Origin of the sequence: Tunturiibacter gelidiferens (assembly GCF_051013345.1) — a bacterium.
GTDB classification, from domain to species: Bacteria; Acidobacteriota; Terriglobia; order Terriglobales; family Acidobacteriaceae; genus Edaphobacter; species Edaphobacter gelidiferens_A.
On the sequence record NZ_CP132939.1, the window covers coordinates 6,168,968 to 6,195,409 of the forward strand.

General features: G+C 56.2%; 33 protein-coding genes, 1 tRNA gene and 3 pseudogenes. 19 read left to right on the forward strand and 18 right to left on the reverse strand.

What is annotated here, in order from left to right; genetic code table 11:
• Positions 1-656: 656 nt before the first annotated feature.
• The 8 genes from RBB80_RS31195 (at position 657) to RBB80_RS31230 (ending at position 6,252) form a co-directional block, all read left to right on the forward strand.
• Positions 657-836 carry a hypothetical protein gene (locus tag RBB80_RS31195; RefSeq protein WP_433965995.1) on the forward strand — a complete coding sequence of 60 codons (180 nt, stop codon included), beginning with the start codon at positions 657-659 and terminating at the stop codon, positions 834-836.
• Positions 836-1,126: a hypothetical protein gene (locus tag RBB80_RS31200; RefSeq protein WP_433965996.1), complete on the forward strand. Its 291-nt coding sequence runs from the start codon at positions 836-838 to the stop codon at positions 1,124-1,126. Before RBB80_RS31195 ends, RBB80_RS31200 begins: the two co-directional genes overlap by 1 nt.
• A 146-nt stretch (positions 1,127-1,272) precedes the next feature.
• Positions 1,273-2,532, forward strand: coding sequence for a hypothetical protein (locus RBB80_RS31205; RefSeq protein ID WP_433965997.1), 1,260 nt, complete (start codon positions 1,273-1,275; stop codon positions 2,530-2,532).
• Positions 2,529-3,767, forward strand: coding sequence for a hypothetical protein (locus tag RBB80_RS31210; protein WP_433965998.1), 1,239 nt, complete (start codon positions 2,529-2,531; stop codon positions 3,765-3,767). The genes RBB80_RS31205 and RBB80_RS31210 overlap by 4 nt, the downstream gene beginning before the upstream one ends.
• 53 nt (positions 3,768-3,820) lie before the next feature.
• Positions 3,821-4,792 carry a hypothetical protein gene (locus tag RBB80_RS31215; RefSeq protein ID WP_433965999.1) on the forward strand — a complete coding sequence of 324 codons (972 nt, stop codon included), beginning with the start codon at positions 3,821-3,823 and terminating at the stop codon, positions 4,790-4,792.
• Positions 4,789-5,799, forward strand: a complete 1,011-nt coding sequence (locus RBB80_RS31220; RefSeq protein WP_433966000.1) for a hypothetical protein — start codon at positions 4,789-4,791, stop codon at positions 5,797-5,799. Before RBB80_RS31215 ends, RBB80_RS31220 begins: the two co-directional genes overlap by 4 nt.
• On the forward strand, positions 5,777-6,055 hold the full coding sequence (locus tag RBB80_RS31225) for a hypothetical protein (RefSeq protein ID WP_433966001.1): 279 nt from the start codon (positions 5,777-5,779) through the stop codon (positions 6,053-6,055). Before RBB80_RS31220 ends, RBB80_RS31225 begins: the two co-directional genes overlap by 23 nt.
• On the forward strand, positions 5,980-6,252 hold the full coding sequence (locus RBB80_RS31230) for an SOS response-associated peptidase family protein (RefSeq protein ID WP_433966002.1): 273 nt from the start codon (positions 5,980-5,982) through the stop codon (positions 6,250-6,252). The genes RBB80_RS31225 and RBB80_RS31230 overlap by 76 nt, the downstream gene beginning before the upstream one ends.
• Before the next feature lie 18 nt (positions 6,253-6,270).
• Here RBB80_RS31230 and RBB80_RS31235 read toward each other — a convergent pair whose 3' ends face one another.
• Positions 6,271-6,549 (reverse strand): hypothetical protein, encoded by a 279-nt coding sequence (locus RBB80_RS31235; protein WP_433966003.1) that lies wholly within the window; start codon positions 6,547-6,549, stop codon positions 6,271-6,273.
• A gap of 327 nt (positions 6,550-6,876) precedes the next feature.
• Here RBB80_RS31235 and RBB80_RS31240 point away from each other — a divergent pair, with 327 nt between their 5' ends.
• Positions 6,877-7,500 carry a hypothetical protein gene (locus tag RBB80_RS31240; protein WP_433966004.1) on the forward strand — a complete coding sequence of 208 codons (624 nt, stop codon included), beginning with the start codon at positions 6,877-6,879 and terminating at the stop codon, positions 7,498-7,500.
• Between the two features lie 353 nt (positions 7,501-7,853).
• Here the strand turns inward: RBB80_RS31240 and RBB80_RS31245 are convergent, their stop codons facing one another.
• Both RBB80_RS31245 and RBB80_RS31250 read right to left on the reverse strand, forming a co-directional pair.
• Positions 7,854-8,474 carry a PIN domain-containing protein gene (locus tag RBB80_RS31245; protein WP_433966005.1) on the reverse strand — a complete coding sequence of 207 codons (621 nt, stop codon included), beginning with the start codon at positions 8,472-8,474 and terminating at the stop codon, positions 7,854-7,856.
• Entirely contained in the window at positions 8,471-8,929 is a 459-nt protein-coding gene (locus RBB80_RS31250) for a helix-turn-helix domain-containing protein (protein WP_433966006.1), read from the reverse strand. Before RBB80_RS31250 ends, RBB80_RS31245 begins: the two co-directional genes overlap by 4 nt.
• 493 nt (positions 8,930-9,422) lie before the next feature.
• Here RBB80_RS31250 and RBB80_RS31255 point away from each other — a divergent pair, with 493 nt between their 5' ends.
• The 4 genes from RBB80_RS31255 (at position 9,423) to RBB80_RS31270 (ending at position 11,176) form a co-directional block, all read left to right on the forward strand.
• Positions 9,423-9,950, forward strand: coding sequence for a hypothetical protein (locus tag RBB80_RS31255; RefSeq protein WP_433966007.1), 528 nt, complete (start codon positions 9,423-9,425; stop codon positions 9,948-9,950).
• 40 nt (positions 9,951-9,990) lie between these two features.
• Entirely contained in the window at positions 9,991-10,365 is a 375-nt protein-coding gene (locus RBB80_RS31260) for a hypothetical protein (protein WP_433966008.1), read from the forward strand.
• 24 nt (positions 10,366-10,389) lie between these two features.
• Positions 10,390-10,560 (forward strand): hypothetical protein, encoded by a 171-nt coding sequence (locus tag RBB80_RS31265; protein ID WP_433966009.1) that lies wholly within the window; start codon positions 10,390-10,392, stop codon positions 10,558-10,560.
• 397 nt (positions 10,561-10,957) lie between these two features.
• Complete coding sequence (locus RBB80_RS31270) at positions 10,958-11,176, forward strand: hypothetical protein (protein ID WP_433966010.1); 219 nt, start codon at positions 10,958-10,960, stop codon at positions 11,174-11,176.
• 651 nt (positions 11,177-11,827) lie between these two features.
• Here RBB80_RS31270 and RBB80_RS31275 read toward each other — a convergent pair.
• Entirely contained in the window at positions 11,828-12,115 is a 288-nt protein-coding gene (locus RBB80_RS31275) for a hypothetical protein (RefSeq protein WP_433966011.1), read from the reverse strand.
• A gap of 383 nt (positions 12,116-12,498) precedes the next feature.
• On the opposite strand from RBB80_RS31275, the gene RBB80_RS31280 reads away from it, so the two are divergent.
• Both RBB80_RS31280 and RBB80_RS31285 read left to right on the forward strand, forming a co-directional pair.
• Entirely contained in the window at positions 12,499-13,578 is a 1,080-nt protein-coding gene (locus RBB80_RS31280; protein WP_433966012.1) for a tyrosine-type recombinase/integrase, read from the forward strand.
• Between the two features lie 32 nt (positions 13,579-13,610).
• Positions 13,611-13,766 (forward strand): hypothetical protein, encoded by a 156-nt coding sequence (locus RBB80_RS31285; protein ID WP_433966013.1) that lies wholly within the window; start codon positions 13,611-13,613, stop codon positions 13,764-13,766.
• A gap of 100 nt (positions 13,767-13,866) precedes the next feature.
• Here the strand turns inward: RBB80_RS31285 and RBB80_RS31290 are convergent, their stop codons facing one another.
• From RBB80_RS31290 to RBB80_RS31300, 3 genes are all read right to left on the reverse strand, one after another.
• Positions 13,867-14,475: a hypothetical protein gene (locus RBB80_RS31290; protein ID WP_433966014.1), complete on the reverse strand. Its 609-nt coding sequence runs from the start codon at positions 14,473-14,475 to the stop codon at positions 13,867-13,869.
• Positions 14,472-15,176: a hypothetical protein gene (locus tag RBB80_RS31295; protein WP_433966015.1), complete on the reverse strand. Its 705-nt coding sequence runs from the start codon at positions 15,174-15,176 to the stop codon at positions 14,472-14,474. Before RBB80_RS31295 ends, RBB80_RS31290 begins: the two co-directional genes overlap by 4 nt.
• A gap of 284 nt (positions 15,177-15,460) precedes the next feature.
• Complete coding sequence (locus RBB80_RS31300) at positions 15,461-16,351, reverse strand: hypothetical protein (RefSeq protein WP_433966016.1); 891 nt, start codon at positions 16,349-16,351, stop codon at positions 15,461-15,463.
• Between the two features lie 117 nt (positions 16,352-16,468).
• On the opposite strand from RBB80_RS31300, the gene RBB80_RS31305 reads away from it, so the two are divergent.
• Positions 16,469-16,957 carry a hypothetical protein gene (locus RBB80_RS31305; protein ID WP_433966017.1) on the forward strand — a complete coding sequence of 163 codons (489 nt, stop codon included), beginning with the start codon at positions 16,469-16,471 and terminating at the stop codon, positions 16,955-16,957.
• Between the two features lie 120 nt (positions 16,958-17,077).
• Here the strand turns inward: RBB80_RS31305 and RBB80_RS31310 are convergent, their stop codons facing one another.
• The 4 genes from RBB80_RS31310 to RBB80_RS31325 all read right to left on the reverse strand — a co-directional run bounded on the left by RBB80_RS31310 (position 17,078) and on the right by RBB80_RS31325 (position 18,702).
• The gene (locus tag RBB80_RS31310) at positions 17,078-17,245 is read right to left on the reverse strand and encodes a helix-turn-helix domain-containing protein (protein WP_433966018.1); all 168 of its coding nucleotides are present in this window, start codon (positions 17,243-17,245) and stop codon (positions 17,078-17,080) included.
• Between the two features lie 14 nt (positions 17,246-17,259).
• Positions 17,260-17,472: a helix-turn-helix domain-containing protein gene (locus tag RBB80_RS31315; protein WP_433966019.1), complete on the reverse strand. Its 213-nt coding sequence runs from the start codon at positions 17,470-17,472 to the stop codon at positions 17,260-17,262.
• Between the two features lie 218 nt (positions 17,473-17,690).
• On the reverse strand, positions 17,691-18,185 hold the full coding sequence (locus RBB80_RS31320) for a hypothetical protein (protein ID WP_433966020.1): 495 nt from the start codon (positions 18,183-18,185) through the stop codon (positions 17,691-17,693).
• A 13-nt stretch (positions 18,186-18,198) separates the two neighbouring features.
• A complete protein-coding gene (locus RBB80_RS31325) occupies positions 18,199-18,702 on the reverse strand; it encodes a hypothetical protein (protein WP_433966021.1) in 504 nt (167 codons plus the stop codon).
• Between RBB80_RS31325 and RBB80_RS31330 the strand changes: the two are divergent.
• Positions 18,682-19,293, forward strand: a pseudogene (locus tag RBB80_RS31330) (tyrosine-type recombinase/integrase); the annotation flags it as partial. The gene RBB80_RS31325 and the pseudogene RBB80_RS31330 overlap by 21 nt on opposite strands.
• A 160-nt stretch (positions 19,294-19,453) precedes the next feature.
• On the opposite strand, the gene RBB80_RS31335 reads toward RBB80_RS31330, so the two are convergent.
• The 3 genes and pseudogenes from RBB80_RS31335 to fbp all read right to left on the reverse strand — a co-directional run bounded on the left by RBB80_RS31335 (position 19,454) and on the right by fbp (position 20,936).
• Positions 19,454-19,529: transfer RNA gene (locus tag RBB80_RS31335), tRNA-Ala, on the reverse strand.
• Between the two features lie 110 nt (positions 19,530-19,639).
• Positions 19,640-19,903 (reverse strand): hypothetical protein, encoded by a 264-nt coding sequence (locus RBB80_RS31340; RefSeq protein ID WP_433966022.1) that lies wholly within the window; start codon positions 19,901-19,903, stop codon positions 19,640-19,642.
• Positions 19,900-20,936: pseudogene (fbp, locus tag RBB80_RS31345) on the reverse strand (class 1 fructose-bisphosphatase). The gene RBB80_RS31340 and the pseudogene fbp overlap by 4 nt, the downstream one beginning before the upstream one ends.
• A 478-nt stretch (positions 20,937-21,414) precedes the next feature.
• On the opposite strand from fbp, the gene RBB80_RS31350 reads away from it, so the two are divergent.
• Positions 21,415-22,713 carry a M24 family metallopeptidase gene (locus RBB80_RS31350; protein WP_433966023.1) on the forward strand — a complete coding sequence of 433 codons (1,299 nt, stop codon included), beginning with the start codon at positions 21,415-21,417 and terminating at the stop codon, positions 22,711-22,713.
• 179 nt (positions 22,714-22,892) lie between these two features.
• Here the strand turns inward: RBB80_RS31350 and RBB80_RS31355 are convergent, their stop codons facing one another.
• The gene (locus tag RBB80_RS31355) at positions 22,893-23,447 is read right to left on the reverse strand and encodes a TetR/AcrR family transcriptional regulator (protein WP_433966024.1); all 555 of its coding nucleotides are present in this window, start codon (positions 23,445-23,447) and stop codon (positions 22,893-22,895) included.
• A gap of 11 nt (positions 23,448-23,458) precedes the next feature.
• Positions 23,459-23,674, reverse strand: coding sequence for a hypothetical protein (locus tag RBB80_RS31360; RefSeq protein WP_433970117.1), 216 nt, complete (start codon positions 23,672-23,674; stop codon positions 23,459-23,461).
• Between RBB80_RS31360 and RBB80_RS31365 the strand changes: the two are divergent.
• Positions 23,606-24,378, forward strand: a pseudogene (locus RBB80_RS31365) (SDR family oxidoreductase). The gene RBB80_RS31360 and the pseudogene RBB80_RS31365 sit on opposite strands and share 69 nt — an antisense overlap.
• A gap of 62 nt (positions 24,379-24,440) precedes the next feature.
• Here the strand turns inward: RBB80_RS31365 and RBB80_RS31370 are convergent.
• On the reverse strand, positions 24,441-25,679 hold the full coding sequence (locus RBB80_RS31370; RefSeq protein ID WP_433966025.1) for a CocE/NonD family hydrolase: 1,239 nt from the start codon (positions 25,677-25,679) through the stop codon (positions 24,441-24,443).
• The gene (locus RBB80_RS31375; protein ID WP_433966026.1) at positions 25,646-26,353 is read right to left on the reverse strand and encodes a CocE/NonD family hydrolase; all 708 of its coding nucleotides are present in this window, start codon (positions 26,351-26,353) and stop codon (positions 25,646-25,648) included. The genes RBB80_RS31370 and RBB80_RS31375 overlap by 34 nt, the downstream gene beginning before the upstream one ends.
• Positions 26,354-26,442 lie beyond the last annotated feature (89 nt).

Here is a 26,442-nt window from a genome sequence, read left to right on the forward strand (position 1 = left end):
GACTACCCAGAAGAGTAAGAGCGGTATCGCTCAACCGAAAGCTGGTAGGTGCGTTCATGAATGTAACTGTAGTGCAATCGCACTACGTTGTCAAGAGGAAATATTTGAGGTAAGTTTTGTCTCTTTCGTGGCCACCCTCATCGTCTCATTCTCTTCCCTCTCTTCCCTCTCTTCCCCCTCTGCACTCGGCTCGCCACAACTGCCAGCAATCGCGCAGAATCGCCCTCCAGAGCACCGCTGCGCAACAGACAGCCTCAGCGTCCGCTGTCGGCTTGCAACCCCACTGTGCGCCGCTCTCTCGCGTTGACTTAGTTGTCGCTAAGGGGTTGTCGGTGGAGTCTAAGACTCCTTTTCGCCAATAGGCAGCCGAGAAAAGACAGGATAAGTGTGGGACAATCTATTGCCTTGCGTGTGACAGTGTGGAACTATGCAGACATGGCGCGCATGGAGCACATATCGGTTCGATTGCCATCCGAGCTTGTGGATGCGCTTCGCAGCGAAGGCGAAGCGATGGGGTGCGGTATGAGTTGGGCGATGAGGCGCAGACTCGAAGTGGACCGCAAAGCGGGTTCGCCCCGATCTCGCCAGTTGAGAGCGAATGAGCATCATGGTGGTGGTGGTGGAACGTTCCAATCGCCAGACGGAGAGGTGAGGACGTGATAATTGCAGAACTGCTCACAGCATGGCGTCACCATCACCAACTGAGCATTCGCGGAGCGGCCGAACGCATCGGCATTCCCCCGAGCAACCTTGCCAGAATCGAGAAAGAAGGCACGATGAGCAGCGAGACGATGGCAGTTATCTTGCGTTGGCAGTTGGAACCCTGGACCGTGTAATGCTCACTCCCTCCCAATTCGCGGCATGGTTGCAGGCACGCCGGGATGCAGGCGAAACGCTGAAGGCAATCGGCGCGAGCTTTGGCGTGTCCCATGTGACCGTGGCCCATTGGCTCTCCGGCAAGCGCAATCCCTCCCGGATGACTCTGGTGCTGGCCGGCGAGCTTTGCCGCGCACCTGTCGAGATGGCGCCCGGTCTGCCAAATGCCGCCGATCACTTTCTGAGTGCGTGCGCGCACCTGAGAGGAAGCCGATCCGCTGCGGACTATCTGGCGGATACGGGAGGATAAGATATGAGTACACCAGCGTTCCAGTTAGGCTGCGGAGCGTAGTTTTTCGGGGTGATTTGATTTAGGCAATCGGAGAACACCTGTTGAGTCGCCTGTAAGGCGAATGTCGCGAGGGTCTTCAGAACCTGCAAGGGGGAAGAAGACTTATGCGAAAGAATGTCTGTAGGAATGTCGCTAAACTGGCCGCACTGGTGTTCCTCGGCCTTCTCGTGTTGCCGCTCGCGGCGTTTGCACAGACGGCGGCACTGACCGGCTATTGCAATCATGGCGGCACACAGGCGTCGGTCTCTGGGATGAAGTCGACCAACTTCCAGCAGACCATCATTCCGTCGTGTACTGTGACCGTGTTCCTGACGGGGACGCAGACGAAGGCTACGCTCTTCGCGGATACGAACGGTACGCCTCTGTCGAACCCCTTCACCGCAAATGCGTCGAGCAGCTTGACGTCGGGGCAGTGGACGTTCTGGGTGGCGGTCAATCAGGGATACGACGTGGTTGGCAGTGGCGGTGTAGCTCCCAACACCTACTCCTCGCCTGTTCCTCTGGTGACGGGAGGATTCCCTGGATTCCAGTTTAGCGGGGGCGGTGTAGCGCAGATTATTGCGGGAACAGGTGTAACGCTCTCCCCCACCGACGGGCTAGGCACCGTAACCATCAACTCTACGGGCGGTGGGGGCGGTCCATTCCCCTTGACTGACACTTTTATTACTGGCGCGGGAAACAACGGAATCCCTAACTTCTTCGCCAGTTCAAGTTGCAATGCCCTGTCTTGCGCTGCTGGAACCCCTTCAACGTCGACCGATACTTCTATCGGAATCAATCAGGCTGGAAATTCCACCACCAATTCCTCAGCGCTATTCGACTTCCGCTACAACGCCTTCGGGATGTACAACACCAACCCTCTGCCAAGTGGGTTCGGATTCAACTTTGTGATTCAGTCAGGCTTCCCCGCAGAAACTGCCTACACCACAGGAAGTAAGAGCGCTATCCAGGGCGCAGAGCAGGACATGCGGTTTGAGCAGGCCCTCTTTATCAATCCTGGTTATGTGACCAGCGGAGAGGGATGCCCCTTCAACTGTCCCTCTGCCGGGTATACAAGCACGGCTCAGTGGCAGATCCAGAATGTCCTGACACAGAATAACTTCTTCCCAGGTGCTGGTGTTCGTGGAATCTGGGGGCAAACCAATAATTTCACGGGCATAGGTGATGCCAGCGTGATGCACTTTAATAATCTCTATGCCGGGGTGCAATCTCAGCTTCCGACGAAGGTATACACGGACTTGGAGAGTCGAACATCTCAACACCAGCAGATTGGCAAGGAACAATTACCTCTCTTACTGATCCTAGCCACTTTGTCGCCAATCAGACGGCCTCGGCAAATACTCAGGGCGTCGGACGGTACATGATAGACCGGACGGCAACTCCTCTTTTGTCCCTACAGTTGATGGCGAATATCTTTTCACCAACCAATACAGCCCCCTTCTATGGAACCGTAGTATTCGATGCTTCCACTCCCGCACTTCCGGTCAGCTATGCGCAGGGTAGCTTAGTCAATGATTGCGTTGTGCCGATTCAGGAAGGCACTGTAGCCCAGACTATGTGCACAGTCCACGCAACAACCGGAACTTTTACCGCTACGGGAGCAGGCCCAGGAGGAGATCAGGGGCTATTCTGTGCAGCTCAGAATACCGGTGGAAATATGATCTTCGGTGCTCAGGTATTGAGTGCAACAGCCAAGGATGGCAGTGGGAACCAAATATTAACACTGATGGCTCATCGTAGCGTCCATGCCTTGGGCGTAGGTTCTAATCCGACAATGGCCGCGCAGGGTGGTGCTTGCGGTACTGTCGTTAGTTTGAATGGGGATACTAAGTCAGATGGCACATTAAACGGTTCTGTGATTCCCGTCATTGTTTCCCCAAGTCCGCATACGGTTGGCTACGCACACTACAATTCCAGCCAGTTATGGAGTTCTGCCGTAGCACCGGGAAGTTCGGCGAGAACCGAGGCTATCTTTGGGGTGCCGAACGTAGGCGTAGCGCCGGGATCGTTTCAGGCCACCAACGTCAGCAGAACCAATAACGTCCTTACCGGAACCATTGATGGAGACGAGAACAAGTTTTCTCTTGTTAATACTTTCGTAGTTACCGTGTCTGGGTGCTCTGATTCAAGCGTGAACACGGGTATCGGTGGAGCGGGGGTAATATTTACCGATGGAGGCACCTTCACGGCATCACAGACTGGACCTGATACCACATGCTCCAGTGGTGCGGTTCTTAGGCTTCCCGTTCGTAATCTTCAGGCGAGCGTGCAGTGGGCATCTGAAATTTATGATGTATCTGACCACACCCCTGGCGTCTTGCCGAATGCCATGCTTGCCAACGGACATTTTATTGGTTCCTACCAGCCGATGTTTCACGTTGGTGATAATCTCGCCCTTCCCACTAATTACGCAGCTATGGGAGATTCACTCAACCTACAGCAAGCGATAGGTCAACCAAGCAGTATCGGTGCTCTCGTTATCTCGAATTTGGGATATTCGGCGTTCGGTAATGCATCCATAACGGTCCAAAATTTTCCTTCAACTGTAGACAACTTTGGTTCAATTGGCACCGGGGAAACCAAATCCCCGCCGACTTGATGGATGCAATTGGAATTTTCAACACAAACCTAAATTCAAATGTGCAGCCGGTCGTGTGCGGTATCTGCTGGGGCGGTTCGGCGTTCAGCAGTCCGGGAATGCAGAACTTCAACCCACTCAGCATCAACAATGGTATTAATTTCCTCCACTTCGATAACACTATCGACGGCGGCCAATGGTCGTTCGTGGGGAGTAACGGGAAGAACCTTTTGACTATCAGCAACAGCCAAGTGGCTACGGTCGAACCCTTCTCGCCGGCTTCGTTGATTTTGTCGGGAACAAATCCCTCCACTTTTGTACCCACTCCTCAAACTACCTTCAGGGAGTGCTCTATAAAAGACCCCTCGGGCAGCGTGTGTTTTGATAACTATTTCGTGACTCCGTTGGTGATCACACAGGTAGGGACTCCGGGCTCTACGCACTATGTCTACTTCATGCAGGTGAATAACCCTAACGGAACGACAACGTGGGGTCCAATTACTGACATCTTCACCGGCAATGCCACGCTGAGCACATCCAACTTCAACCAGATATCGTGCAGCGCATTACCAACAGGAACCACGGCAACGATCTACAACTACCAGATCGCGGGTGGGCCAAGTGGGTTTACTAACCTAGGCACTTGCTCTAGCTCAGCCGGAGTGGTGAACGATCAGCTATCTCCGCATCCAACCCCCGCGTTCAACGAAGTTATCAGTCTGGGCGGAACGATGAACCTAGGCAGTGCGTTGGTCAACGGCGCGGGCGAGGGCTACTGCTACACGTCGTCCAGTCTCTTCTCCCTTAACTCCTCGCCGGCTCCTACTCCCGTTGGCTGCATCAGTTCGACGACTGCCGGAAGCTTCAGCTTCGATACCACGACCATAGGCAACGGTCTCGGTACGGTCAAGGCCGCGCTAATAACGGCTCCTATTACGGGGGTAGCTACAGCACCAAGTGGTGCTTGTACAGTGGTCGAATGGGTCTTCTCGCAGGATGGTCACTCCACTTTCTGTAACGGTACGGCTTGGGTGACTAAAATATGAGACGAAGTCAAGTAATCCGTTGGCTCCTCGGCAGTATTCTTGTCACGCCTCTCTCGGCGCAGATCACCAACACGCCGAACCTTGGCTTGAATGTCCCTCCCTCGCACTATCAGAACTGGCAGATCCCAGCAAATGCAGAGGTCCTCGATTCGACATCGCACGGGACTTGTGCCATTGCCGTTGCGAACGGCGAGAACTTGGCATTCGTCATAGACAGCGCCGTCATACAAACTATGAACCGAGGTGTTTCCAGTATTTACACCCATCTTTCACAAAGAATTTCAGAGTGCAAAGTTTGGTCTCCTACAGCCAATATGCTTGCTTCCACTACGGGGTTAATAGAAGTTCAAAGTGAAAATGGCAGATGGGGTGCGCAAAACAGTGGTAAAAGGTGGCTCGCAAGTTTGACGAAAAGCTCGACACCTGCGGACATCGATCAGGCTATGCGTGGTTGGGGAAGAGAACTCATTGATGCTCAGTCGCATGTTCGCAACTCTTCCTCAGAGCCCGACGGGGAGATCGGCTCACTCTTTGTGATTTTCAAAACAGGTAAAAATGCTCACATTTACAAGGAGCGAATCATTCAATCTCATGGTCAAGCTATCCGAGACTTTACGGACTCGCCGAGGCTCGACATCCCAGAGGGAATGATTCAGCAAGTATCATCCGGAAGTTGTAGAAACTTCATTCAGGTAAATGGATTTCCAGCCCCAGTTCAGCCAACACCGGCGGAATCTATCGCTATGAACTCGATAAATTCAAAGTTGGCTTATCCGAATATTGGCGTCGAAAAATTGGAGTCACTATTGCTGCAGGATGAAAATCAATTTGCGGAAATGAGTAACAATCATGCAGTAAATTTTGATTCCAGAGATGAAATTGGCCCACCGTATCAGTTGGCTCATTTCTCGAACGATGCGGGGAATGGAAGACTCAATTCAAGTCCCCGTGCGAAGATTTCTCGATTGAGTAATCCGCTGTCTCGTGCCGGTCGACGGCTTCTATGAGTGGCTGCAGCGCCCCAGCCTCCCACAGCCGCCGCCGATAGAGCCGGGAGAGCATGGGTTGTTCGGTGACATCCAGGCGAAGCCGAAACAACCGGCTAAGCCAAAGGCAGGGTCCAGACCTGTTTACAAGTTTGAGATGCCTGATGGAGCGCCGTACGCCCTCGCCGGCTTGTTCTCAGAGTGGCGCCCGCGGACGGGAAGCACGCACCCTCCCTGGATACCTTCTCCATCGTCACCACCGAAGCCAACGAACTGACGGACCCAATCCACGATCGCATGCCGGTGATCTTGCACCCGCGCGACTACGATCGCTGGCTCAACGACTACGACGAGGCCCGACCGCCGCTCGATCTGCTGCGCCCTTACGAATCGGAGGGCATGCGCATGACACCAGCAAATCGGGCCGTGGGGAATGTCCGGAACAATGGGCCCGAGATGCTAAATAGCGCCTAGAAGATTAGAAAGTCTGCATCAGGCCAGTTCGTCTCTCCGGAGATACATCGCATCAACCTCTCCCTGTGTAAGTTCGATGGCTTCACAGCAGATCTCAACTGTCGGGTGACGCCTCGCCTCTCTTGCCGCTTCCAATATTCGGATCATTTGAAATGGTGCCATCTTAGCCACTTTGACTGCCGCCGCGAAAACTTCATCGTTCAGATGAATCGCAGAGACCGGAGGCAATTCTTTGGCGACCGCCGTCACTCGAAGATATCCATCATCCGTGATGTTGAAAGCCAGCCGGTAGAGCATTTCCGAAGGCTATCACCTTCGAATAATCAATTGATTCGACCTCAGAGCTGGGTGCTCTCAAAGCTGCGGTCTTCACTGTTCCTCCCACTGTTCTCAGTGGAAAATTGGCCCTTGTTAGAATCTGGCGAAGGGGTAAGGGGGATGCGCCTTTGGGGTGGCCGCGACGATTTCTCCATAGGAACAAACAGAAGATGTCAGTACTCACCAAAAACAGAGAGTAATGGAACACGCGCGCGAGGCACATTTTCTCCGTCGTCGGCGTGGGTTCAGATTTCCGGTTTCCGGAAACGAGCCCGTTGGGGTCCAGGGTTGAACCGGAGGGATTTGATGCACTCTTTGTTGAAGGCTATTGAGGCGCACGCCGCCCTTACGCAGGCAATCGCAGCCATCGGGAGCGTGGTGATTGCCGCCGCCGCTCTCATCTACGCAGTGTCGTCCTTGAAGGCATTGAAGCGTCAGACTGAAGCTTCGATATCGACGACAACCGAGACCTTCCGACCTATCATCGAGGTGATCGGAACGGAGCAGCTCGCGGCGGCTTGCGACATGGGCTTCGTGAACAAGGGGAACGGATCGGCGCTCAACTTCAGGTGGCGCGACAACGTGTTACCTGAGCGGTGGCGGGCCTACAGAACAAACATTATTGCGGCACAAGAGGAGGGCATACTGCAGGCCGGCCTCGATTGGCATAGGGGCCTCGTTCTCTCTTATAACTCCACTGCCAACCGCGACGAGATCCTCACCTATGTCACCGTCGATTCTTCCTCCGGTGTGGTCACCAACAACCACGTCGTAAAACAAGGAGCTGCGATTACTCGACCTGGATGGACGGTCCTTGACCCTAAACTCGCGATTCCCGCCTACCACCCCGACCTCATAAGATCCCTGCCGATCCGGGACCGTCTGAGGCATTGGTGGTGGCTGAAGAGGGGTAAGGAGCGTCGACTATGAAGCTCGACGGCCAGCGGATGTCCATGGGCTTCCCATTTTGGGGGTTCGAATCCTCACTGCCCCTTTAGCCTTTTTGACCTCGCATTTGGGTAAACATCGGATGCCCCGGAAAGGCGGTAACGCCGGTGTTTTTGATGTATTCGTTGAGCAATTTAGCGAATCGTTCGACGTTTTCTAGAGAATTGTCGTACAGCTAAAATGAGAGAAAGGATCCTCCTGGCAGGACCGTCAGTCCCGGCGATCTGATCAACTCGGTTGAGATGAAGGCAGTTCCATCGCTGTATTCTGACGCGCGGAAGAGATACTCTGCGTGTTCGGTTTTGGCTTCCATAGGCCGAAGTCTAGCACTCGACCTACTGAGGATCCGACCCACGTAAAAGCGAGATCTGTTGGTCTTCCGTTACAGTCTCGACCGCTCGTGCTGCGAGATGCTTGCGCACAATGGCGACAAAGTCAGGGACCGTTTTATCGTGAATGCTCAACAATTGAGAGAGATCCCCGTTGTGGATCTTGGAGCATTGCTCTTCGAGTTTAGCGACTACCACTGTTGGATCGAGGTGATACTGATCGATCAGGAAGGCGTCCGGGGTCTGGGCCTGTATATCCCACGGCGCGAGGGCTTCTTTCCGAAAGTCCTTAAGGTTGAAGGTGACGATCGTTTGAGCACCAGTCTTCACCGCGGCCGCCACCACATGCCAGTCTTTGGGGTGATTTGTCATCGCAGGAATCAGCGGCTCGTACCCTTCGACCCACGCATCTTCGAAGTGTTTGCGCAGCTCTTCTTCCAGGTGTTGGGTTTGCTCGCGCGTATATCCAAGCTTGAGCTCCATCGTTCGCGTCGTCTCTTCCATGATGTTGCTCGACCAGCGCGGCAGGAATAAATGAGGCGGTTCGGCTAGCCGCAGCAGAGTATCGCGAAGAGCAGCGTTTACGAGGACACATGCATCAAGAACAGCTTGGTAGCCAGAGGTCATTCGTCGGGAAGGATCACCTTATCGTACAACCCGGCGTCCTGCGCTTCTTGGGCCATACGGTCCAGGGCTGCGTGGCGATCTTCATCACGTTGCTGCTTGTATTCGAGCAGATCCTTTAGATAGACACGCCGGTGAGTGCCGGCGCTGTGATAGGGGATCTTTCCATTCTCGAGAAGCTTCACTAAAAAGGGACGAGAGACACCGACAAGCTCTGCCGCCTGTTGGGTCGTGAGTTCCTGAGTCACAGGAACGATCGAAACAGCCTTGCCTTGTTGCATGAGATCAAGAATCTGCAGGAGCATGCCATAGATAGCATCCGGCAACAACATCGCGGGTTCACCGCCCTTCCCAACAAGACGAGCGCTGCCCTGCTTCTGGAGAAGCTCGTGGAGCTCGCTAACCTGCTCCTCTTGGGCGTGTGGAAGTGTGACTGGATCAAGCGTCGACGTGGCCATGGGAACTCCTCTGGGTACGCGGATGCGCGTCACCTTTATACATGGATTTGACGCTCCAAACGAAATAAACGAATCACGTCTTTGTTCAGTAGTAACACTGAACAAAGGTAAGTCTATTATTTGCAACAGATCGTCTTTTCGGATCAAGTCTGACGGGAATGTGGCGGCGCTCGGTCTGACCGTCACCTTCAAATAGCCGATTCATGGACCGACGGGTTATGAATCCGTCGGTCCGCACCATTCGGCAGCCCCCAGGCACCGCCGTCTCAGAGAAGCATCTGTCGTTGTTTGTTTCGCTCTGGACTTTTATCCACCGGCGCCGGCGTCACCGACTACGAGGAATAAGAGAACTACAAGAACCTAACGGCAATAAATACGTTGGCTAACCCAATGTCAGTTCCAAGGGGCCACGCGGAGTAATTCTGCCCCATGACACTAAAGTGCACGAATTTTGTGACAAGAAACATTTCGCCGCGTACACTTGCGACCGATAATGATTGAGAGTGTAAGCGGATTTCTACAGCACAACCTGATTGTTCTGCTGGCGGTTGTTTTAGTGCCGATGAAGCTAGGGATTCTCCGGCTATGTGGAGATGGAGAAGCTCAAAGGTCAGCTTTCCTGTCGATTCCTGAGGATTTAGTCTATGTCTCTCTCGGTCTATTGCTCGGAGATTTTGCTACCTCTGGCGGTGCCTTTCGCCGCTGGTTCGCCGGTTCCCCACATGTACCGATGGACCTCGCGGTTACCGTTGGCATCGGCGTGTTTGTCGCAATCTGTGTCCATGTTCTTGCGAAATGGACGAATGATAATGTCCGTAGTTGGCAGGCAGCCTCAAATGTTCGACTCAGGTCGACCTCTTCTAACCCTCTTCAGGGCGAGTTGGAACTTCAACCTGCCGACGCTAACATTCGCCTCATTCAAACCCGCCATATAGCTCTTGCGGCGCTTTTGTACCTGATTCAGATTGTACTGACGATTCGCTGGCTTGCTTGGATTGCCAAGGTTTTAGCAAACGTTTGATGCAATTTGGTGTCTAATTGAATTGGAATCGAGTCTTACCATGAGCCATACAGCTATCGATATCATCGTTGTCCTGTTTCTATTCGTAACCGGTATTGTTTGGACAGTGTTCCGATTAGGTACGCGTGACCGCTTAGCATTTGCTATCGTTGCAGTCTTGTCGCCTGTGCTTGCGGTGTTGTCAGTCTTCAGTCTCCTTTTCAAGGTGATCACCGGCAAGGTAACAGTCGGGCCATGCCCGGCAGGTTTGAATGAAGCTGAAAAACTGGTCCACGCTGAGCGCAAGCGGTTGTTTGGCGGAGAATTGCGTGAACCCTCCCTTGCTCGCAGCTGGCAGAGCGCATACGAACTTGAGCTTCAGCGTGAAGCCGAGAGTGTCCAACGTATAACAGACCGTATGTTTGTAAACGCGTAGAGATTGCGGATGCGGGCATAACCAATGAAGAAAAGCAATCTATCGTCTCTAGAGCACGAGAAGTTTACGAAGGCTTTGGCTTCCGTCCTCTCTGCTTCTCCAAAGCAAATCCAGGATAAGCTCGCTCAAGCCAAAAGCGAGAAGCCTTCTCCGCATACGAGATACAAGTACGTCCCCGAAGAGGGCCAGTCCTAGGCCACTTTTTTGGACTTGAGGGCACTCGGACGGACGGGTCGCGCACGGACTAGCGCAGTGCCACTAGACCCCACAGCTAGCAGCTTCGAACTGCCCCTATTCTTGAGTGCTGACAACCTCAAGCCATTCATAACAGAAGACCTGATAGCAGCTGCTAAACCCGTGGTTTTTCGACCTCTGCAAGGTTGGTCCGATGTCAGTCGGCTACCTTGCAGAGCTGCTTCCGCGCGCCTGTGGAGCGATCATGGAAGCGGGGACAGCTTGATGTTCAGCGAATTCAGCGGGATGTGCCGGACAGGTAGCAATTTGGGTTAGCCAACGTATTTATTGCCTGGTCAATAACAGCAATACGAATGTCGGTATCGGCAACGCAACGGGTGATACTCCAGGCGCAAGCGTGCGGAATGTCATGCAACAGGGATATGCTGCCGGTGCCGCCCAGCGGCGCGCCCTTGGAGAAACGAGCGCTAGTATCGCCATGCTCGATCCCCAAACGTCTCAGATTGTTTTTGCCTATTCAGCAGGAAAGATGGGCACAAACCAACTCCAGAAAACCGCACAGTGGTTTCATCACTTCAACCTGATGTTTCTCGCAACTGGCACAGTGGTTTCATAACTTCCCCTGATGTTTCTCGCAACTTCGTACACTTTATGGCGTCATTTTCCAGAGTGCGGCTCATTTGCCGTAGCGGGAGAAACGCCCGAGACGATGAGGCAATGATCGTTCTAAACTGCTCGACATCCTGACGCCCCTTCACAAATCGGACGCAGCTATCGCCAAGGCAGAAAGACACAGGTGCGCGCACGCACTTAGAAACGATGGGTAAGTCTATTTACCTTTGTCGATGCAATGTCCGGCTCTGTCATGGCTGTGGAGGTAAGACTCTGGAGATCCCTATTGGCTCGAATGACGCTGGGAGGTAAGTTGTTTTCCCGTCGTCCTGCTTGACTTTCACAGTTCCTTGAAACTCCCACACTCTTCCGCCTTCGGTATCTACCAAGAATACTTCGTGAGCTACCATCGCCCGGCCATCCTCGCTCGTCTCATCTGCCGTGGCGCCTTGGATCTGGTAGCGTGCTCCCGATGTTAGAGGCGCTGCCTGTACGACCCCTCCCAGGCGTGGCGCAACAAGTACCCCAAGGATCACTCCTGCAGTTACAGCCAGTATCAGCTTCCAATTCATAGGAACAACCTTTCTGAAGTTATTCACGGATTTCAGCATTCTACCCAGCGAGCGATGAGCAATAAATACCTTGGCAAACCAATCTACCGCTGCTCTTCCACGTAGGCTTTGCAGCCCTCCGCGAACGAAGGCGAGTTTGAATGGTCTCCCGCCTCGTCACAGGCATCCTCATCGTCTATGCCCTTTTCCTCGGCCCAATCGTATCCGGCCTGATGGCCACTACCCTGATCGCTCGAACCCGAATAGGAAGGCTCAGGGGTAGCTGCTTCGGATGAAACCGAAGGTGATGGTGCAACGGGCTTGGGATCGTCACCTCTGAAGACGAAGTACAGGATCACCACAACAACCAGCAGAAACGCCAACTTGCCCATCGGTGGAATTCTCCTGTCCGCCATACTCTCCCTCAAAAAATGAAGACGCAAGAGAAAAGCCCACTTTATGTTCTGGGGTGGCTGCTTTGACGAGCCGGCTAAACACTACTCGGGAACGATGTAGCTTAGTTACATTCGTGGCGAGGCAAAGGTGCGTCTGAACCTTGCTCACTTGCTGTGGCCGAGCGTGCGGAAGGACATCCGCAAGGTGCCACGATGTGGCACGATGTCAATCTGAAATCCCTCCACTGAATCGTGAAAATTACCCTGATAATTTTCCGGATGCAGACCGTACTTTCCTTCAGAAAGACCAACCTCTTGCCTGCCGGCACCGTTATGATCTGCTGCATATGCGGCGTACAAACTCCAACAAGGACGCGCTTGTGGTGCAATCCAAAGATGGATTCGCGAACGATCAAGCGAACTCTATAGGCGAGTGGGGACGGTTCCACTCAATGGCTCGTCGTCGCTATCAGCACGGCTCTCTCACAAGGGATGGAGACCGTTGGATCGCTCGCTGGCGGGAAGACGTCGCCCTTCCATCGGGCGAAGTGAAACGCATACACAAAAAACAGGTTATTGGAACCGTTACGGACCTGCCGACAAAGAAACTGGCAGAGCGTGCTTTGGCGAAGCGCCTGGAGCCCATCAACAACGTGGAGTACCGGCCCACGTCCATGGTCAGCTTTGGGCTGTTCGCAGAGAAGTGGATGAAGGAGATCATGATCCACCACAAGCCATCGTCCCGGAGCAGCGAGAAGAGCGTCATCAACGTCCAGCTGGTGCCGTTCTTCGGGGAGCACCAACTGCGGAACATCAACCTGGAGATGATTCAGCGGTTCGTGAACACTTCGGAAAAATCGCCGAAGACGGTCAAGAACGCGGTTTCGGTGCTTATAGTGATGTGGGACATGGCAAGGGCTTGGGGCTACGCGCAGCACAACCCTTTCCCGCGCGGTACGAATGGGCACCTGCTCCTGAAGCTGCCGATGATCGTGAAGGGCAAGACGTATCACTTCACCGTGGAGGAGGCCCTGGCGATCATCGACAAGGCGCAGGGGAGATGGAAGACGTTCTTCCGCATCCTGGCTGAGACGGGGATGCGGCCGGGGGAGCTGGCGGGGTTGAGGGTCGAAGACGTCGGCGTGCAGACTCTGCGGGTTGCTCAGTCGGTGTGGCAACAGCAGGTGCAGACACCGAAGACGGTCAACGCTACCCGGACGTTCGCCATCAGCGGATCGCTGGCGGAAGAGGTTCGGCAGCTCATCGCCGAGTCGGAGCCGAACAGCTACGGTCTAGTGTTCGTCACGGAGCCGGGACGCAAGCGCAACACGGGGGAAAGCCGCTCTCGATGGACAACTTCCGTCAGCGCGTGCTCAACCCGATCCTCGACGAGCTTGGCATCCGTGCCAAGGTGGAAGCGCTCGGTGTCCGGTGCGGTAACTACGCCTTCCGCCACATGAATATAACCACCATGTCTCGGATCGGAGTGCCCATGAAAACCATCCAGCACCGCGTCGGCCACTCCATCGGCTCTGATGTGACATCAGAGCATTACATTCACGCAGTAGACGCTGACGACATGGCGGCAGCCGATGCACTCGGCGCGCTGCTGAGTCCGAAGAGAACGCGACCGGCTGAGTCCCCGTAGGCCGTCCCGCCCGAGGACGATCCCCTCCTTCGAGCATGGTGGTGGTGGTGGAAAGAAAGCCGGGAACCAAGCCGAGGACTGACTCGCTGGCCCGTTCTGCTCAGGTGCGTGCGCGCACTTGTGCTGCTGCCTTCTTCTCCGGAGCCGATTTCCCCGCGAACAGCTCAGGCCATGCCTCACGAAGAGCCGTCTGCGCCTTCTGTAGCCTTGGGAGCGGGCAATCGGCTTTGTGACGCACCTGCGCCCCGTCTCCAGCGGCGGCACGGTTACAGAGACGGCAGGTGTGGACTGCGATGCGCGGGCCTTCCATGCCTTCCGGAGTCGTTGATGCTGCCTCATCCCTGCGATAGAGCTTGCGCTTCAGATGCACCGATGACCTCACAAACTCCCTCATCATTACTTCGATGTTATTCATACCAGCCTCCGGGCCGTTGTCTCTTCGATCTCCAGCAGTCCGCAGGTGAGGCACTCGTAGGCGCCGATGCCGCCCCCGATAGAGCGCGTAACTGGCGCAAGTCGGGCAGTGAGGAAGGTTCGCAATCCGGCCGCCCCGCGCCTTGAGCAGCGATATCAATTCTGGCTTGCGCTCCCGCAGCTCACCGGCAAGATGCGCAGCGGCCGCGGGAAGCGAGCACCGCACATTGGCGCCTTCGAGTTTCAGGACGCCTCCCAACTTCCGAATAGTGTCGACCATCTCATCCGTGCTCAAAAGACAATCTCCTCATCGGCTGGCGGCCAGTGCTCATCGCCATAAGCATCGACGGGGACAGCATCATCGGCGACATACTTGCGCTCCACGACGGGGGTTTGAATTGGCGTGGGCTCAACGTCGACTGCGGAATCCTGCTTAGGAGCTTCCTGCGGAAAAAGCCGTTCCCGGCACATCAGGCACAGGGCGTCTGCCCGGACCATGGACATACCGGGCTCCGGCCTTGGAGCTTCATTGGCAGGCGGAAGAATTTCTCCACGTGGATTTTGTGCACTTGAGTGGACATTTCCAGCCGCTCGCTTTGCCTTCGGATTGCGCACCCCGTCGATGCGCCCCTTTAGTTGTTTCACCGTTGTGTGGGCAAAGTCGGTTGTGGCGGCGACAGCGCGCTGTTGCTCAGGCTCCAGGACAGCAAGCTCGCGGGCCTGCGTTAGAGATGGTGGAGTTTGTCCACTTGAGTGGACATTCACGGCTACGGTCGAAGCTTCCAGATAGGCATAAGCCGTACTGCGCTTGAACCCCCATCGTTCTTGGCAGTAACTCCCGAAGGTGGCATGCGTGACGCGGTATAGTCGCCGGAGGTGAATCTCCGCCAGCGCAAGGCCCGCTTGAACGAATGCCCAGCGGTTCCGTTCGACAACGGCTTCCAACTCAGCGAATGTAGTTTCTTCAGCTAGCGTCAGCGTTACATCTGTGCCCATATAGTCCTTTCCTGGTTAGCCCTTCGTGGGAAATCCTTTAAGCAAGAACCTGACATGGTCGCATGGTCTGCATGGTCTTTCAGTAGGTTGAGGGTTACGCGTATATATATCTGAACGGAGTGAAAAACCATGTTGGACCATGCAACCATGTTGCTATCCACGGATTCCCTCCGCCCAAAAGCGCTTTTTGTGTTCCTTCCCATCGGAAAAGAAGCGGTGCTCGCCAATGCTGCGGTCGTGATACCTGGAGAGCATCCTCCCCCAGGTACTTCGATGGGAAGTGGTCATTTCATCGTCGGAGCGTCCGACAAGTCCCGGAAAAGCTCCTCGTGTCGGGCCAGATCCATAAGCTCGCGGTTGGTGTACCTCCGTCCCGGCTCCATCGCGGCCACCATGCTGCGCATAGCTTCCGCGTCCGCATCGACTGACTCGACGATCCGCGGAGTCTCGAACGGGCACCGATATCCCGCGTGCTCGACGATGCCGCCAACGGTATGAGCCCATTCAGGGAAGGCAGAATGCGAGCGACTTGGCCCCGGCCTGCCCAAACCTTCCCAATGGCGAATCAATGCCCACACCGCCGCGAGAACCCTTGGACGCAATTCGGCCAGAACCGAGCCGCTGATTGGTCGCTTAAACTGGCGGTCCTCGGCGCGCTCGACGTTAAGATGTAGCACGACTAAAAGAGACCTGCGGCGCATGTCGGGGCTCACGCGCCCGCCGTTCGCGGTGCAAATGACAGTTGTGTAGTTCGGGCCCGCGAGCGATTGATTGGCGCCTAGCAATCTGCCTTCGTAGACGGCTGACGAAATAAAAGCCTCAAGGGACGCGCCTCCGATTACGTGCTTTACGTTGTCGAAGATGATCGCCGCTCGGGCATCGCGCACCACCGTGAGCAGGATCTTTCTTGTCTCGGCGTCGTCTTCGGGCAGCGTTAGCTTGGGAGCGCTTCCGAGAAGCGGCCAAACGATGCAGTCCGCCAAGGTGCTGGCGCCGCTCCCTTCGGCATTCTTCGTGATAACGAACGCCGGTCTCAGGCTGGCTCTCGGCATCAGGCGAAATCCCACCATCCCCACTAGTGCGGCGACAGAGACGGCCAAGCTACGTCCGTCGTCGGCAAATTCGAACTCGCCAAAGAGGTTGCCGAGAACAGCGCGACCCTCGTCGAGACTCATATCCTCCCGAAATTCAGGACTGCCGAGAGTGAGAATCTTTGTCTCCGGATCGTATCCCTTAGGAAGCAGTTCGATGGACCCATTGCCGCGGAGCACAGGCAAGCGTGGGGAGGAGATTTGCTCGAGCTGGCGGAGTTTCTCGGTAAATTGCGTTGCTGCCATAATTCCCCGGGCCTCCGACTCGTACATGGTGGCGTCCGCGTGGATGGCCCCGTTACTGGTGTGCTTTTGCCGGAAGAAAACAAGGTGCCGCTCTGCCTCCGTTCGGAACTGCTGCGCGCTGATCCGCTTCGCGTCGCCGTCATCGACGAGAAGCGCTTCACCATTCCGATAGAAGAACGCCTCCCGCAGGAAGTGGCCGCAATCCGCCGCTACGTCGGACAGGAGCCGGTTGTCTCCAGGAAGCAGAACCTTCGGCCGGTCGTCACTCAACGCAGACTGGATTGCGCGGGGCCTGCGCGCCTTGGGCGGAACGGGGGCAGTTCTTCGCCAAGCTTCTCCGGCTCCGGCCACCCATCCGGCCTCGCCGGCTCTTCGTATGGCCAGATGCTCGCCGGGCCCGCGTGCTTCTCTGTGCGGGTGTCCGAATCGATGGACCCGACGTAGGCTGGGAAATTTTCTGCTACACTTCGATCAGGCAAAACGGTATCCCTTCCTTGGCCCACACTGCAATGTGGGCTTTCTCATTTGCAACGACACCGAGGGCTGTCAGCGAAGCGATGGTCATTACCGCTGCTCCGTTGTGCAGCTCGCCGTGATGAGCAATTGAAGGTCGGACGGACGGAAGAGGAGTCGTCGGCAGATTCTCACCGGCGAGAGCTTGCCTCTTTTCACGAATGCCCTGACCGTGTGCTTGGAGAGTCTGAGCGCATCGGCAACTTCTTCCAATGTCATTAGCCGCTCTGTGTTCACTGGGCACCCCTGTGAGTCTTGGCGGCGCTCTGTTCAAGCAGCTTCAGAAGCGACGATTCTCGAACCATAACGCGGCCACCAACGCGCGTCCGTTCCAACATCCCCCGCCTCATCCATGCGTAGACCGTGAATTTTGAAACGCCTCCCAGCTTTCTGGCGGCTTCCTGCACCGAGTAGAGTGTCTCCAGCGATGTTGTATCTATTGGCATTCCGTCACTCCTAATACGATAACACTTGCGTTTGTTATTAGTATTACGTAAGAATAGTACGTATTGTGCAGGACGAACCGGAAATGTAGGTGGTGAAGATGGCGACGAACCGTATGCGGAGAGGAAGGGACGACGGACTCTGGGCAGTCCACGCGACTATTCCCGAATGGTCAGAACGGATTGCGAAAGAGGGCCGCTTACCGTCGCTGCCTGAGCTGCTAGTTGAATTGTTGAATGGCGAAGCACTGGCCGGTGAGGGTAGAGTCCGCGTCGAAACGATCATTCGGCTTCTTCGATTTCAGAGAGGATACGGGTCGCAGTTCATGGGCAGCGACCCGGATGGCGTGCTCGCGGACGTTTACTTCACCAGCCTCCTCAAGTGCAACAGTGAGTTGAATGACATGCTCAGCCGCTACACTTTGGTACCCCAGATCCATCCCGTTGGCGATGGTCCCCTGCTCTATTTCCGTCCAAGTCAGGCAAACGTCCGACCGGATGCGCAGAGCGAGATTGCGGCGTTGATGTGCGCACTTCAACTCGCGGATCGGAGCCAAATCGATGATGTGCGCGAGTGTGCGTGTGGGATGTTCTTCGTGCCCAAGAGGAGCGATAACCGCCATTGCGGCGTGAAATGTCGCGTGAAAGAGCACCAGTCCTCTGAAGAGTTCAAGGCCGAGCGACGAAAGAAGGACAAGGAACGTTATCAGCAGCATCGGAATGGAAAGGTTAAAGAGACCACGAGGAGAAAGCATGGCACTCAAAAAGCGCGGTAGCACCTGGCACACGCATTTCTTTGTGGACGGCGAGCGGTTCCGATTCTCTCTCGACACTAGCGACTGGCGCGAAGCGCAACGCAAGGAACGTGTGCTGATCGGAGAGGCGAAAGCTGGCAAGCTCGCTGCCACCAAAGACGACTTCTCCCGGCTTCCCTTCTCCGAGGCGGCGGAGCGGTTCCTCGCGGATCGCATCCCGCACCTTGCGCCTCGCAGCATTCAAACGGAGCGGGAGCGTGTGAAGCCAATCAACAAGAGTCTCGGAGTGGTTGCCGTGTGGCGCATGACTCCCGCGCAGGTTGTCGGCTACATCCGCGAACGCAAGACAGCAGGAAGGGCGAATGCGACGATCAACCGTGAACTGGACATTATCCGCGGTGTTCTCAAGAGGGCCAAGCGCTGGCACCACTTCGCAGAGGAGATTCACCCTTTGCCCGTGCGCCAGAGCATCGGGCAAGCGCTGACTTATGAGGAGAAAGTAAAGCTGCTACACAGGGCCGCTGCCCGCCCTGAGTGGCAAACGGTCGCGTGTGCCGCACGGCTCGCCTTGAACACAACAATGCGTGGGTGCGAGATCAAGGAAATGCGCTGGCGCGACGTGGACATGATGGGGCGCTCGCTGACGGTGCGGAAGAGCAAGACGGAGGCCGGGGAGCGCGTGATCCCTTTGAACGCGGATGCCTGGGCTGTGATTCTGGAGCTTTACAGACGCTCTCGGGACCTCGTGGCGAGCGAGCCGAGCCATTTCCTCTTCCCCGCTTGCGAAACAGCCCATTTCGACCCCACGCGCGGCATTAAGAGCTGGCGGACAGCATGGCGGCGGCTGACGCGGGCCGTACAGTGTGCCGGGTGTGGTCTGCTCCAGAATCCCGGCGAGACCTGTACAGGTTGCGACGCCAGCATTGCGAAGCTCAAGAGTCCGTTTGAGGGCTTCCGCTTCCATGACCTCCGGCATCAGGCAATCACAGAGCTTGCCGAGTCGAAAGCCAGCGACCAAACGATCATGTCGATTGCGGGGCATGTCTCACGAAAGATGCTGGCCCACTACTCGCACGTTCGGCTGGACGCCAAGAGAACCGCGCTGGACGCCCTGACGATGGGAAGCGGAAAACGGAGCGATTCGGAGGGCACATCGAAGGGTTACGACACAAACAACGACACAAAACTGAGTGAGGAGATGGAAGGTATGCCGCAAGTTGCTGTTTCTATGGTGGAGCTGAGCGGGATCGAACCGCTGACCTCCTCGTTGCGAACGAGGCGCTCTCCCAACTGAGCTACAGCCCCCCACCAAACCCGCATCGCGCACCGCTTTCGCAGGCCCAACGCAGCCGAAACAACATCTCCGAGTGTACCAGCAACCACACTCCGACTCAACCTTGAGCCTCCGATCTGCATCACTCCACCGGCACGCCCACCCGCCCCGTTACCGCCGTCCCCGCAGCCAGCGGCTTCTCCACCACATGCCACACCTCGCCCCCATCCATCACCACCCCAAGCACCGGAACCACCAGCCGCGCCCCACTCCGAGCCACCGCCTCCAGCACGCCAACGTCCCCAGCCGCAAACTCAGTCCGATCCAGAGCCATCTGCCATCGCTGACGCCCTGCCACGCGAGACTCCTCGCGAATATCAATCACCTCAGCAGCAAATGAACTCACCGCACCACCGCCGGACTCACCGCCGCCACCAGCGCCTCCATCTCCCGCCTGCTCCCCACACAAAACGGCGTCCGCTGATGGATCCCCTCCGGCTTGATATCCAGAATCCGTCCAGCACCATGCGCAGCCATCCCACCCGCCTGCTCCGCAATAAACGCCAGCGGGTTCGCCTCATACAGCAGCCGCAGCTTCCCCTTCGGCTGCTTCAGCGTAGGCGGATACAAAAACACCCCGCCCTTCAGCAGCGTCCGATGAAAGTCCGCAACCAAACTCCCGATATACCGCGAGCTATACTCCTTCTGCAATCCACCTGTGCGTAGCATCTCCACATACGCGCGATACTCCTCCGGCCATCCCGCCGCATTCGCCTCATTCACCGAGTAGTAGCTTCCCTGCTCCGGCATCCTCATCTTCTCGTTGCTCAGCACAAACGCTCCAATCGTCGGATCGAGCGTAAATCCATGCACGCCATTACCCGTCGTATACACCAGCACCGTCGACGGCCCATACACCACATACCCCGCCGCCACCTGCCGAAACCCCGGCTGCAGAATCGATTCCTCCAGCGTCCCCAACTCCGCCGGCATCCTCCGCAGCACACTGAAGATCGTCCCCACATTCACATTCACGTCAATGTTGCTCGACCCATCCAGCGGATCAAAAACAATAATGTACTTCCCCGTCTCCGCATCGCGGTTGAACGTCACCGGCTCCTCATCCTCTTCGCTCACCAGCGCCGCAACGCTATCGCGCAGCCCCAGGCAATGCAGCAGCGCCTGATTCGCATAAACATCCAGCTTCTGCTGCTGCTCCCCTGCACATTCTCCGCGCCAAACGCGCCATACACATCGCTCAACCCAGCCGAGCGAATCTTCGCCTCCACCATCTTCGCGGCCAGCGTAATCCCGCTCAGCAACCAGCTGAACGTCCCCGAAGCCTCCCGCCCCGTAGCCTTCAAGGCAGCCTGCTGCTCCTGCAAAATATGCTGCTGAACCGTCGTAATCATCGCCATCGCGCTCTCCATGGAACCCATTAATCATATCCTCTAACCATCGATTGCTATGCAGGGTCAGTAGCTAATCAATCCGAAGCCATTAGTCGAACACTTTGTGGTTACGCTGGCGCGTGTGAAAGGATGACTGGAATGACGCACGTTCCAGACTACGATCCGATGCGCAAGAGCTGGCGGGAAAGCCATACTTTCTATTCCCAATGGCTGAAGAACGGCCACAACCTGACTTGGGCGCAGCGAATCGGCTTCGCAATAATTTCGTTTGTTTTTTCTCGTCGGGCCTACTCTTTGAAACGTGGGCAATCAACTCGATCCGCAACGGAGATCTGATCTCTATCGATACTTTGGGAGCCGTTTGTGCAATCGCGGCAGGACTTTTTCTTCTAGTCTCTGGCCTTCTCGGACTTCGAAACGCTTTGCGCTTTTGACTTTCCCATCCTGGTTATTGAGGAGCAACTCTACAAATCGCTCGTCGCTTCAAGTTACAATCACTCCACTCATGCCCACCCGCCGCCGCTTTCTCCTGTCCTCAGCCGCCGCCGCAGCCGCCGCCCCATCCCTTACCCTCGCAGCACAATCCCCAACCGAAAAACTCCCACCTGCCATCGCCGCCCTCACCAACCGCCGCGCCGAAGCTGTCCCCATCACCCTCGCCGAGCGCGAACACCGCCTCGAACGCGCCCGTGCCCTCATGCACCAGAACAGCATCGACGCCATCGTCATCACCACCGGCACCTCCCTCACCTACTTCACCGGCCTCCGCTGGGGCCAGTCCGAGCGCCTCTTCGCCTGGACCCTCCCCGCCACCGGCGCCCCCTTCATCGTCTGCCCCGTCTTCGAAGAGGGCCGCGTACGCGAACGCATGGAAGCCAAACCCGCCTCCCTCCCCTCCGCCTCCACCACCCACGTCTACACCTGGAACGAAGACGAAGATCCCTACCAGCTCCTCGCCAAAGCACTCAACGAATCCGGCCTCGCCACCGGAAAGATCGGCATCGAGGAGCGCACCCAGTTCGTCTTCGCAGACGGAATTGCCCACGCCAGCCCCGCCCTCACCACCACCAGCGCAACTCCTGTCACCTTCGGCTGTCGCGCCATCAAATCCCCCGCCGAACTGGCCCTCATGCAGCTAGCCAACAACATCACCCTAGCGGTCTATAAAGCCTGCTACCAATCCGCGCAACCCGGCATGACCAACCGCCAGTTCAGCCAGATGGTCGACCTCGCCTACACCCGCTCCGGCGTCACCGGCGACGCCAGTTGTCAGGTAGGCGAGTACTCCGCGCTCCCCCACGGCTCCCTCCAACCGCAAGTCATCCGCGAAGGCCAGATCATCCTCATCGACGACGGCTGCACCGTCGAAGGCTATCAATCCGACATCTCCCGCACCTTCGTCCTCGGCGATCCCACCATCCCCAAACTCGACAAAGCCCGCAAGGTCTTCGACATCGTCCTCAAAGCCCAATCCGCAGCTCTAGCCGCAGCCCATCCCGGAGCACCCTGCCACACCATCGACGCCGCCGCACGCGACCTCATCACCGCCGCAGGCTATGGCCCCGACTACAAACACTTCACCCACCGCCTCGGCCACGGCATCGGTATGGATGGCCACGAGTGGCCCTATCTCGTCCGCGGCAATACCACACCACTAGCCGCAGGCATGTGCTTCTCCGACGAACCCGGCATCTACCTCCCCGGCGAGTTCGGCGTACGTCTCGAAGACGACTGGCACGTCACCGAAGACGGCGGCAAGATGTTCACCGCGCAAAGCCCCAGCCTCGAACACCCCTTCGCATAAGCCTGAAATCTCTCTAAAAAATCAAAGTCTTGTTGTTGTTTGTTTTACGTCGTCATCCTGAACAGAGTGAAGGATCCCTGTATTTCGCTCTCGCACTTGCCGTTGCCTCTTCTTCAACCCGTCCCCACCCAACTCCCTTACGCATTCCGTCTCCGACAATTCCGAAGCCGCGGAAACCTCTACACCAGCCCCTTCCGCACCTCACTCAAAATCTCGTCCGAAAATCTCTCATCCTCCACCGCACGCGCCAGAATCATTGCCCCCACCATCGAAGCCGTCATCCGAATCGCATCTCCCCGTGCCGACCGCTTTGACGGCCACGGAAAGTGAGTCGCCACCGCCTCAATCACAGCCTTCAGCCGGTCCGAAAACGGTCCCCGTACCTGCGACTCATGCCGAATCTCTGAAGCCAGCCCGGCCATCGTGCATCCCGCACCGGGAGCATCGCGATGGGCCGCGCTCAAATATCTCTTCACATACTCCGCTCTGCCTTTGGCAGTCCCCTCCGTCGCATGCAAGCCGTCCAGCGTGTTCTTGAAACCATGCAGCACACTCTCCGCCATCAACTCTTCCTTCGAGTCGAAGTGATTATAAAAAGGCCCATGCGTCAAACCCGTCGCCTTCATAATCTCGCTGACACTCACCCCGGAAAATCCCTTCTCGCGAAATAGGCGCGACGCCTCTTCCAGAATCCGCCGATGCTTCTCCGCCGTCTCTGCTGCCGGATATCTCATCCCAAAAACCCTCACTTGACTTTATACATGATACACATCATGCTTAAACAAGAGTGAGCATGACAATCATCATGCTTAAAGTATTTGACGCATAAAGGCTGCTCCCAACCCAGGCAGTCCGCAATCAAAAACAGCGAGCACGACAAGAGGAAAACAACATGAAACTCGAAGGCAAAAAAGCTCTCATCACCGGCGGCAACAGCGGCATCGGACTCGCCACCGCCCAACTCTTTGTCAAGGAAGGCGCACAAGTCGCCATCACGGGTCGCGACCAGAAGACCCTCGACGAAGCCGCCAACCTCCTCGGCTCAAACGCAACCGCCTATCGCGCCGACGTCACCGACTCCGCTGCCCGCAAAGACCTCTTCGCCAAAATCAAAAAGACTTCGGCCATCTCGACATCGTCTTTGCCAACGCAGGCATCGCCGGACAAACACCCACTGGCAACACCGACGAAGCGACCTTCGAGAACATCATCCGCATCAACCTCACCGGCGCCTTCTTCACGGTCCAAGAGGCTCTCCCCATCCTCAAAGACGGCTCTTCCGTCATCTTCAACGGCTCCGTCATCGGATCGCTCGGCCAGCCAGGCTACGCCGCGTACGCCGCAAGCAAAGCCGGCCTCCGTGGTCTGTCCCGCTCCATGGCCGCCGATCTCGCCCCTCGCGGCATTCGCGTCAACATCGTCGCGCCCGGCCCAATCAACACCCCCATCTGGAGCCGTGGCACCCGCACCGCCGAAGAGAACGACGGACTGGCAAAACGCATCGCCTCCACAATTCCGCTAGGCCGCTTCGGTGAAGCGGAGGAGCTTGCAAAAGCCGTCATCTTCCTCGCCTCCGACGACTCCTCCTACGTCAACGCAATCGAGTTCTTCGTCGACGGCGGCGCCGTAGGCACACCCTTCGGCGGACCAGCCTTCCGCGGCTAAACACTACGGGCGATCGCGAACTTACTCATGATCGCCCGCACCTTCTTTGTCATCACAGAGGATTAGTGCTGCGGCACAACCAGCACCTCAACCCCACTAGCCGCGCCCGCGTTTCGGTAAACACTCTCCGTCGCCTTCACGAACTGCTCAGGCTTCGCAAACGGTATATCCACAAACGTCTGCGGATTCCTGTCCACCAACGGAAACCACGAGCTCTGCACCTGAACCATAATCCGATGCCCCGCGCGGAACGTGTGATTGATATCCGGCATCTCCGCATTCACCTCCACCATCTTTCCCGGCGTAAGCGCAGTAGGCTTCTCCCAGCTATCACGAAACTTCGCTCGCATCGGCTCTCCCCGCACCAGCTGCTCATACCCACCCATCAGAACCGGCGCAGCACCAACCACTCGCTTACCCATAGCGTCGCTTGGAGGATCAGGATAATCATCCGGGTAAACATCAATTAGCTTCACCACAAAATCCGCGTCCGTCCCGCTGGAAGACACCTTTAGCTTCGGCCGCACCGGCCCTGCAATCGTCACATCCTCCGTTAGCGGCTCCGTCTCATACGTCAACACATCAGGCCGCCGCGAAGCAAATCGCTGATCGTCATCCATATACCGTTGCGGCACCGTGTCCGTTGTGTAATCCACAAACGGCACAGGATGCGCCGGATCACTCACATACTCATCCACACCAGCCTTCTCGTTAGGAGCATCGAAGCTGAGCTTACCCTCCGCATGAAAATAGAGCATCCTTGCCGCCGCAGCCTTTGGAGGCCACGCGTCATACTTCTTCCAAACATTACTTCCTGTCTCGAACACATAGGCCTTTGGCAGCACTCCGCCATCACGCTCCTTCAAATAATGCTCAAAAAACGGATACTCGATGTTCTCCCGATAGAACAGCGAAGTCTTCGAATTGAACGTCACATCGCCAAGACGATCGCCGTCGTTGCGAGACCAACCGCCATGTGTCCACGGTCCCACCACCAGCGTATTCACCGCACCGGGATTGAACTCATCGATCGCGTGAAACGTCTTGAACGGCCCCGACAGATCCTCCGCATCGAACCATCCACCCACCGTCATCACCGCCGCATGAACGTTCTTCATATGCCGCGAAAGATCACGCTTCTTCCAGTAGTCGTCATACGTTGTATGCACCAATTGATCGTGAAACAAGAAGTTCGATCCGTCGAAAGCCTTATCCAAACTCTCCGTTGATCCGGCCTTCAAATAAAATTTGTAACTATCTGGAACACCTAAGTCGTACGTAGCCCGCTTCTCAGGCAGCACAGGAGTTTTCTGTGGCTTAAAAGGATGTAAAACCCATAGTTGGCCGACAACATAAACGCGCCGCCGTGGTACCCATCATCGTTGAAAAACAAATTCGTCATCGGAGCTTGCGGACTAGCCGCCTTGATCGCCGGATGCGAGTCAATAATGCTGGCCGACGTATAGAATCCCGGATACGAAATCCCCGTAATCCCCACCCTGCCATTATTGTTCTCTACATGCTTCAGCAGAAACTCCACCGTGTCGTACGTATCCGTCGACTCATCCACATCTCTATTCGATTTCTTATCGTCGATATGCGGACTCATCTCCTGAAACACACCCTCGCTCTCATACCGCCCGCGAGCATCGCCACACACAAAGATGTAGCCCGACTCCAATAACTCCTGGCTCGCACCCAGCCGCGTTGGCATCTTGTCCTCACCATAGGGGCCGCAGCTGTACGGCGTCCGTGTCATCAGAAATGGATATGGCCCCGCATCCTTGAACGCTCCCGCCTGTGGCGTATACACCGACACAAACAGCTTCACCCCATCCCGCATTGGAATGCGATATTCAAACTTCGCATAATGGGTCTTGATGAACTCTTCCTGGCTCGCCGCTGGAGCCTGCGCCAGAACTCCACCACCAACCATCGTCAGCAAACACAGCACAAACGCGATCTTACTTTTCATCTAACCTCGAGGGGAAAACGGAATAGTGGAAGTCTATCGCGACCAGGCCGTTGCTGACATACGATATTTCACGCCATCCGTGGGAACGT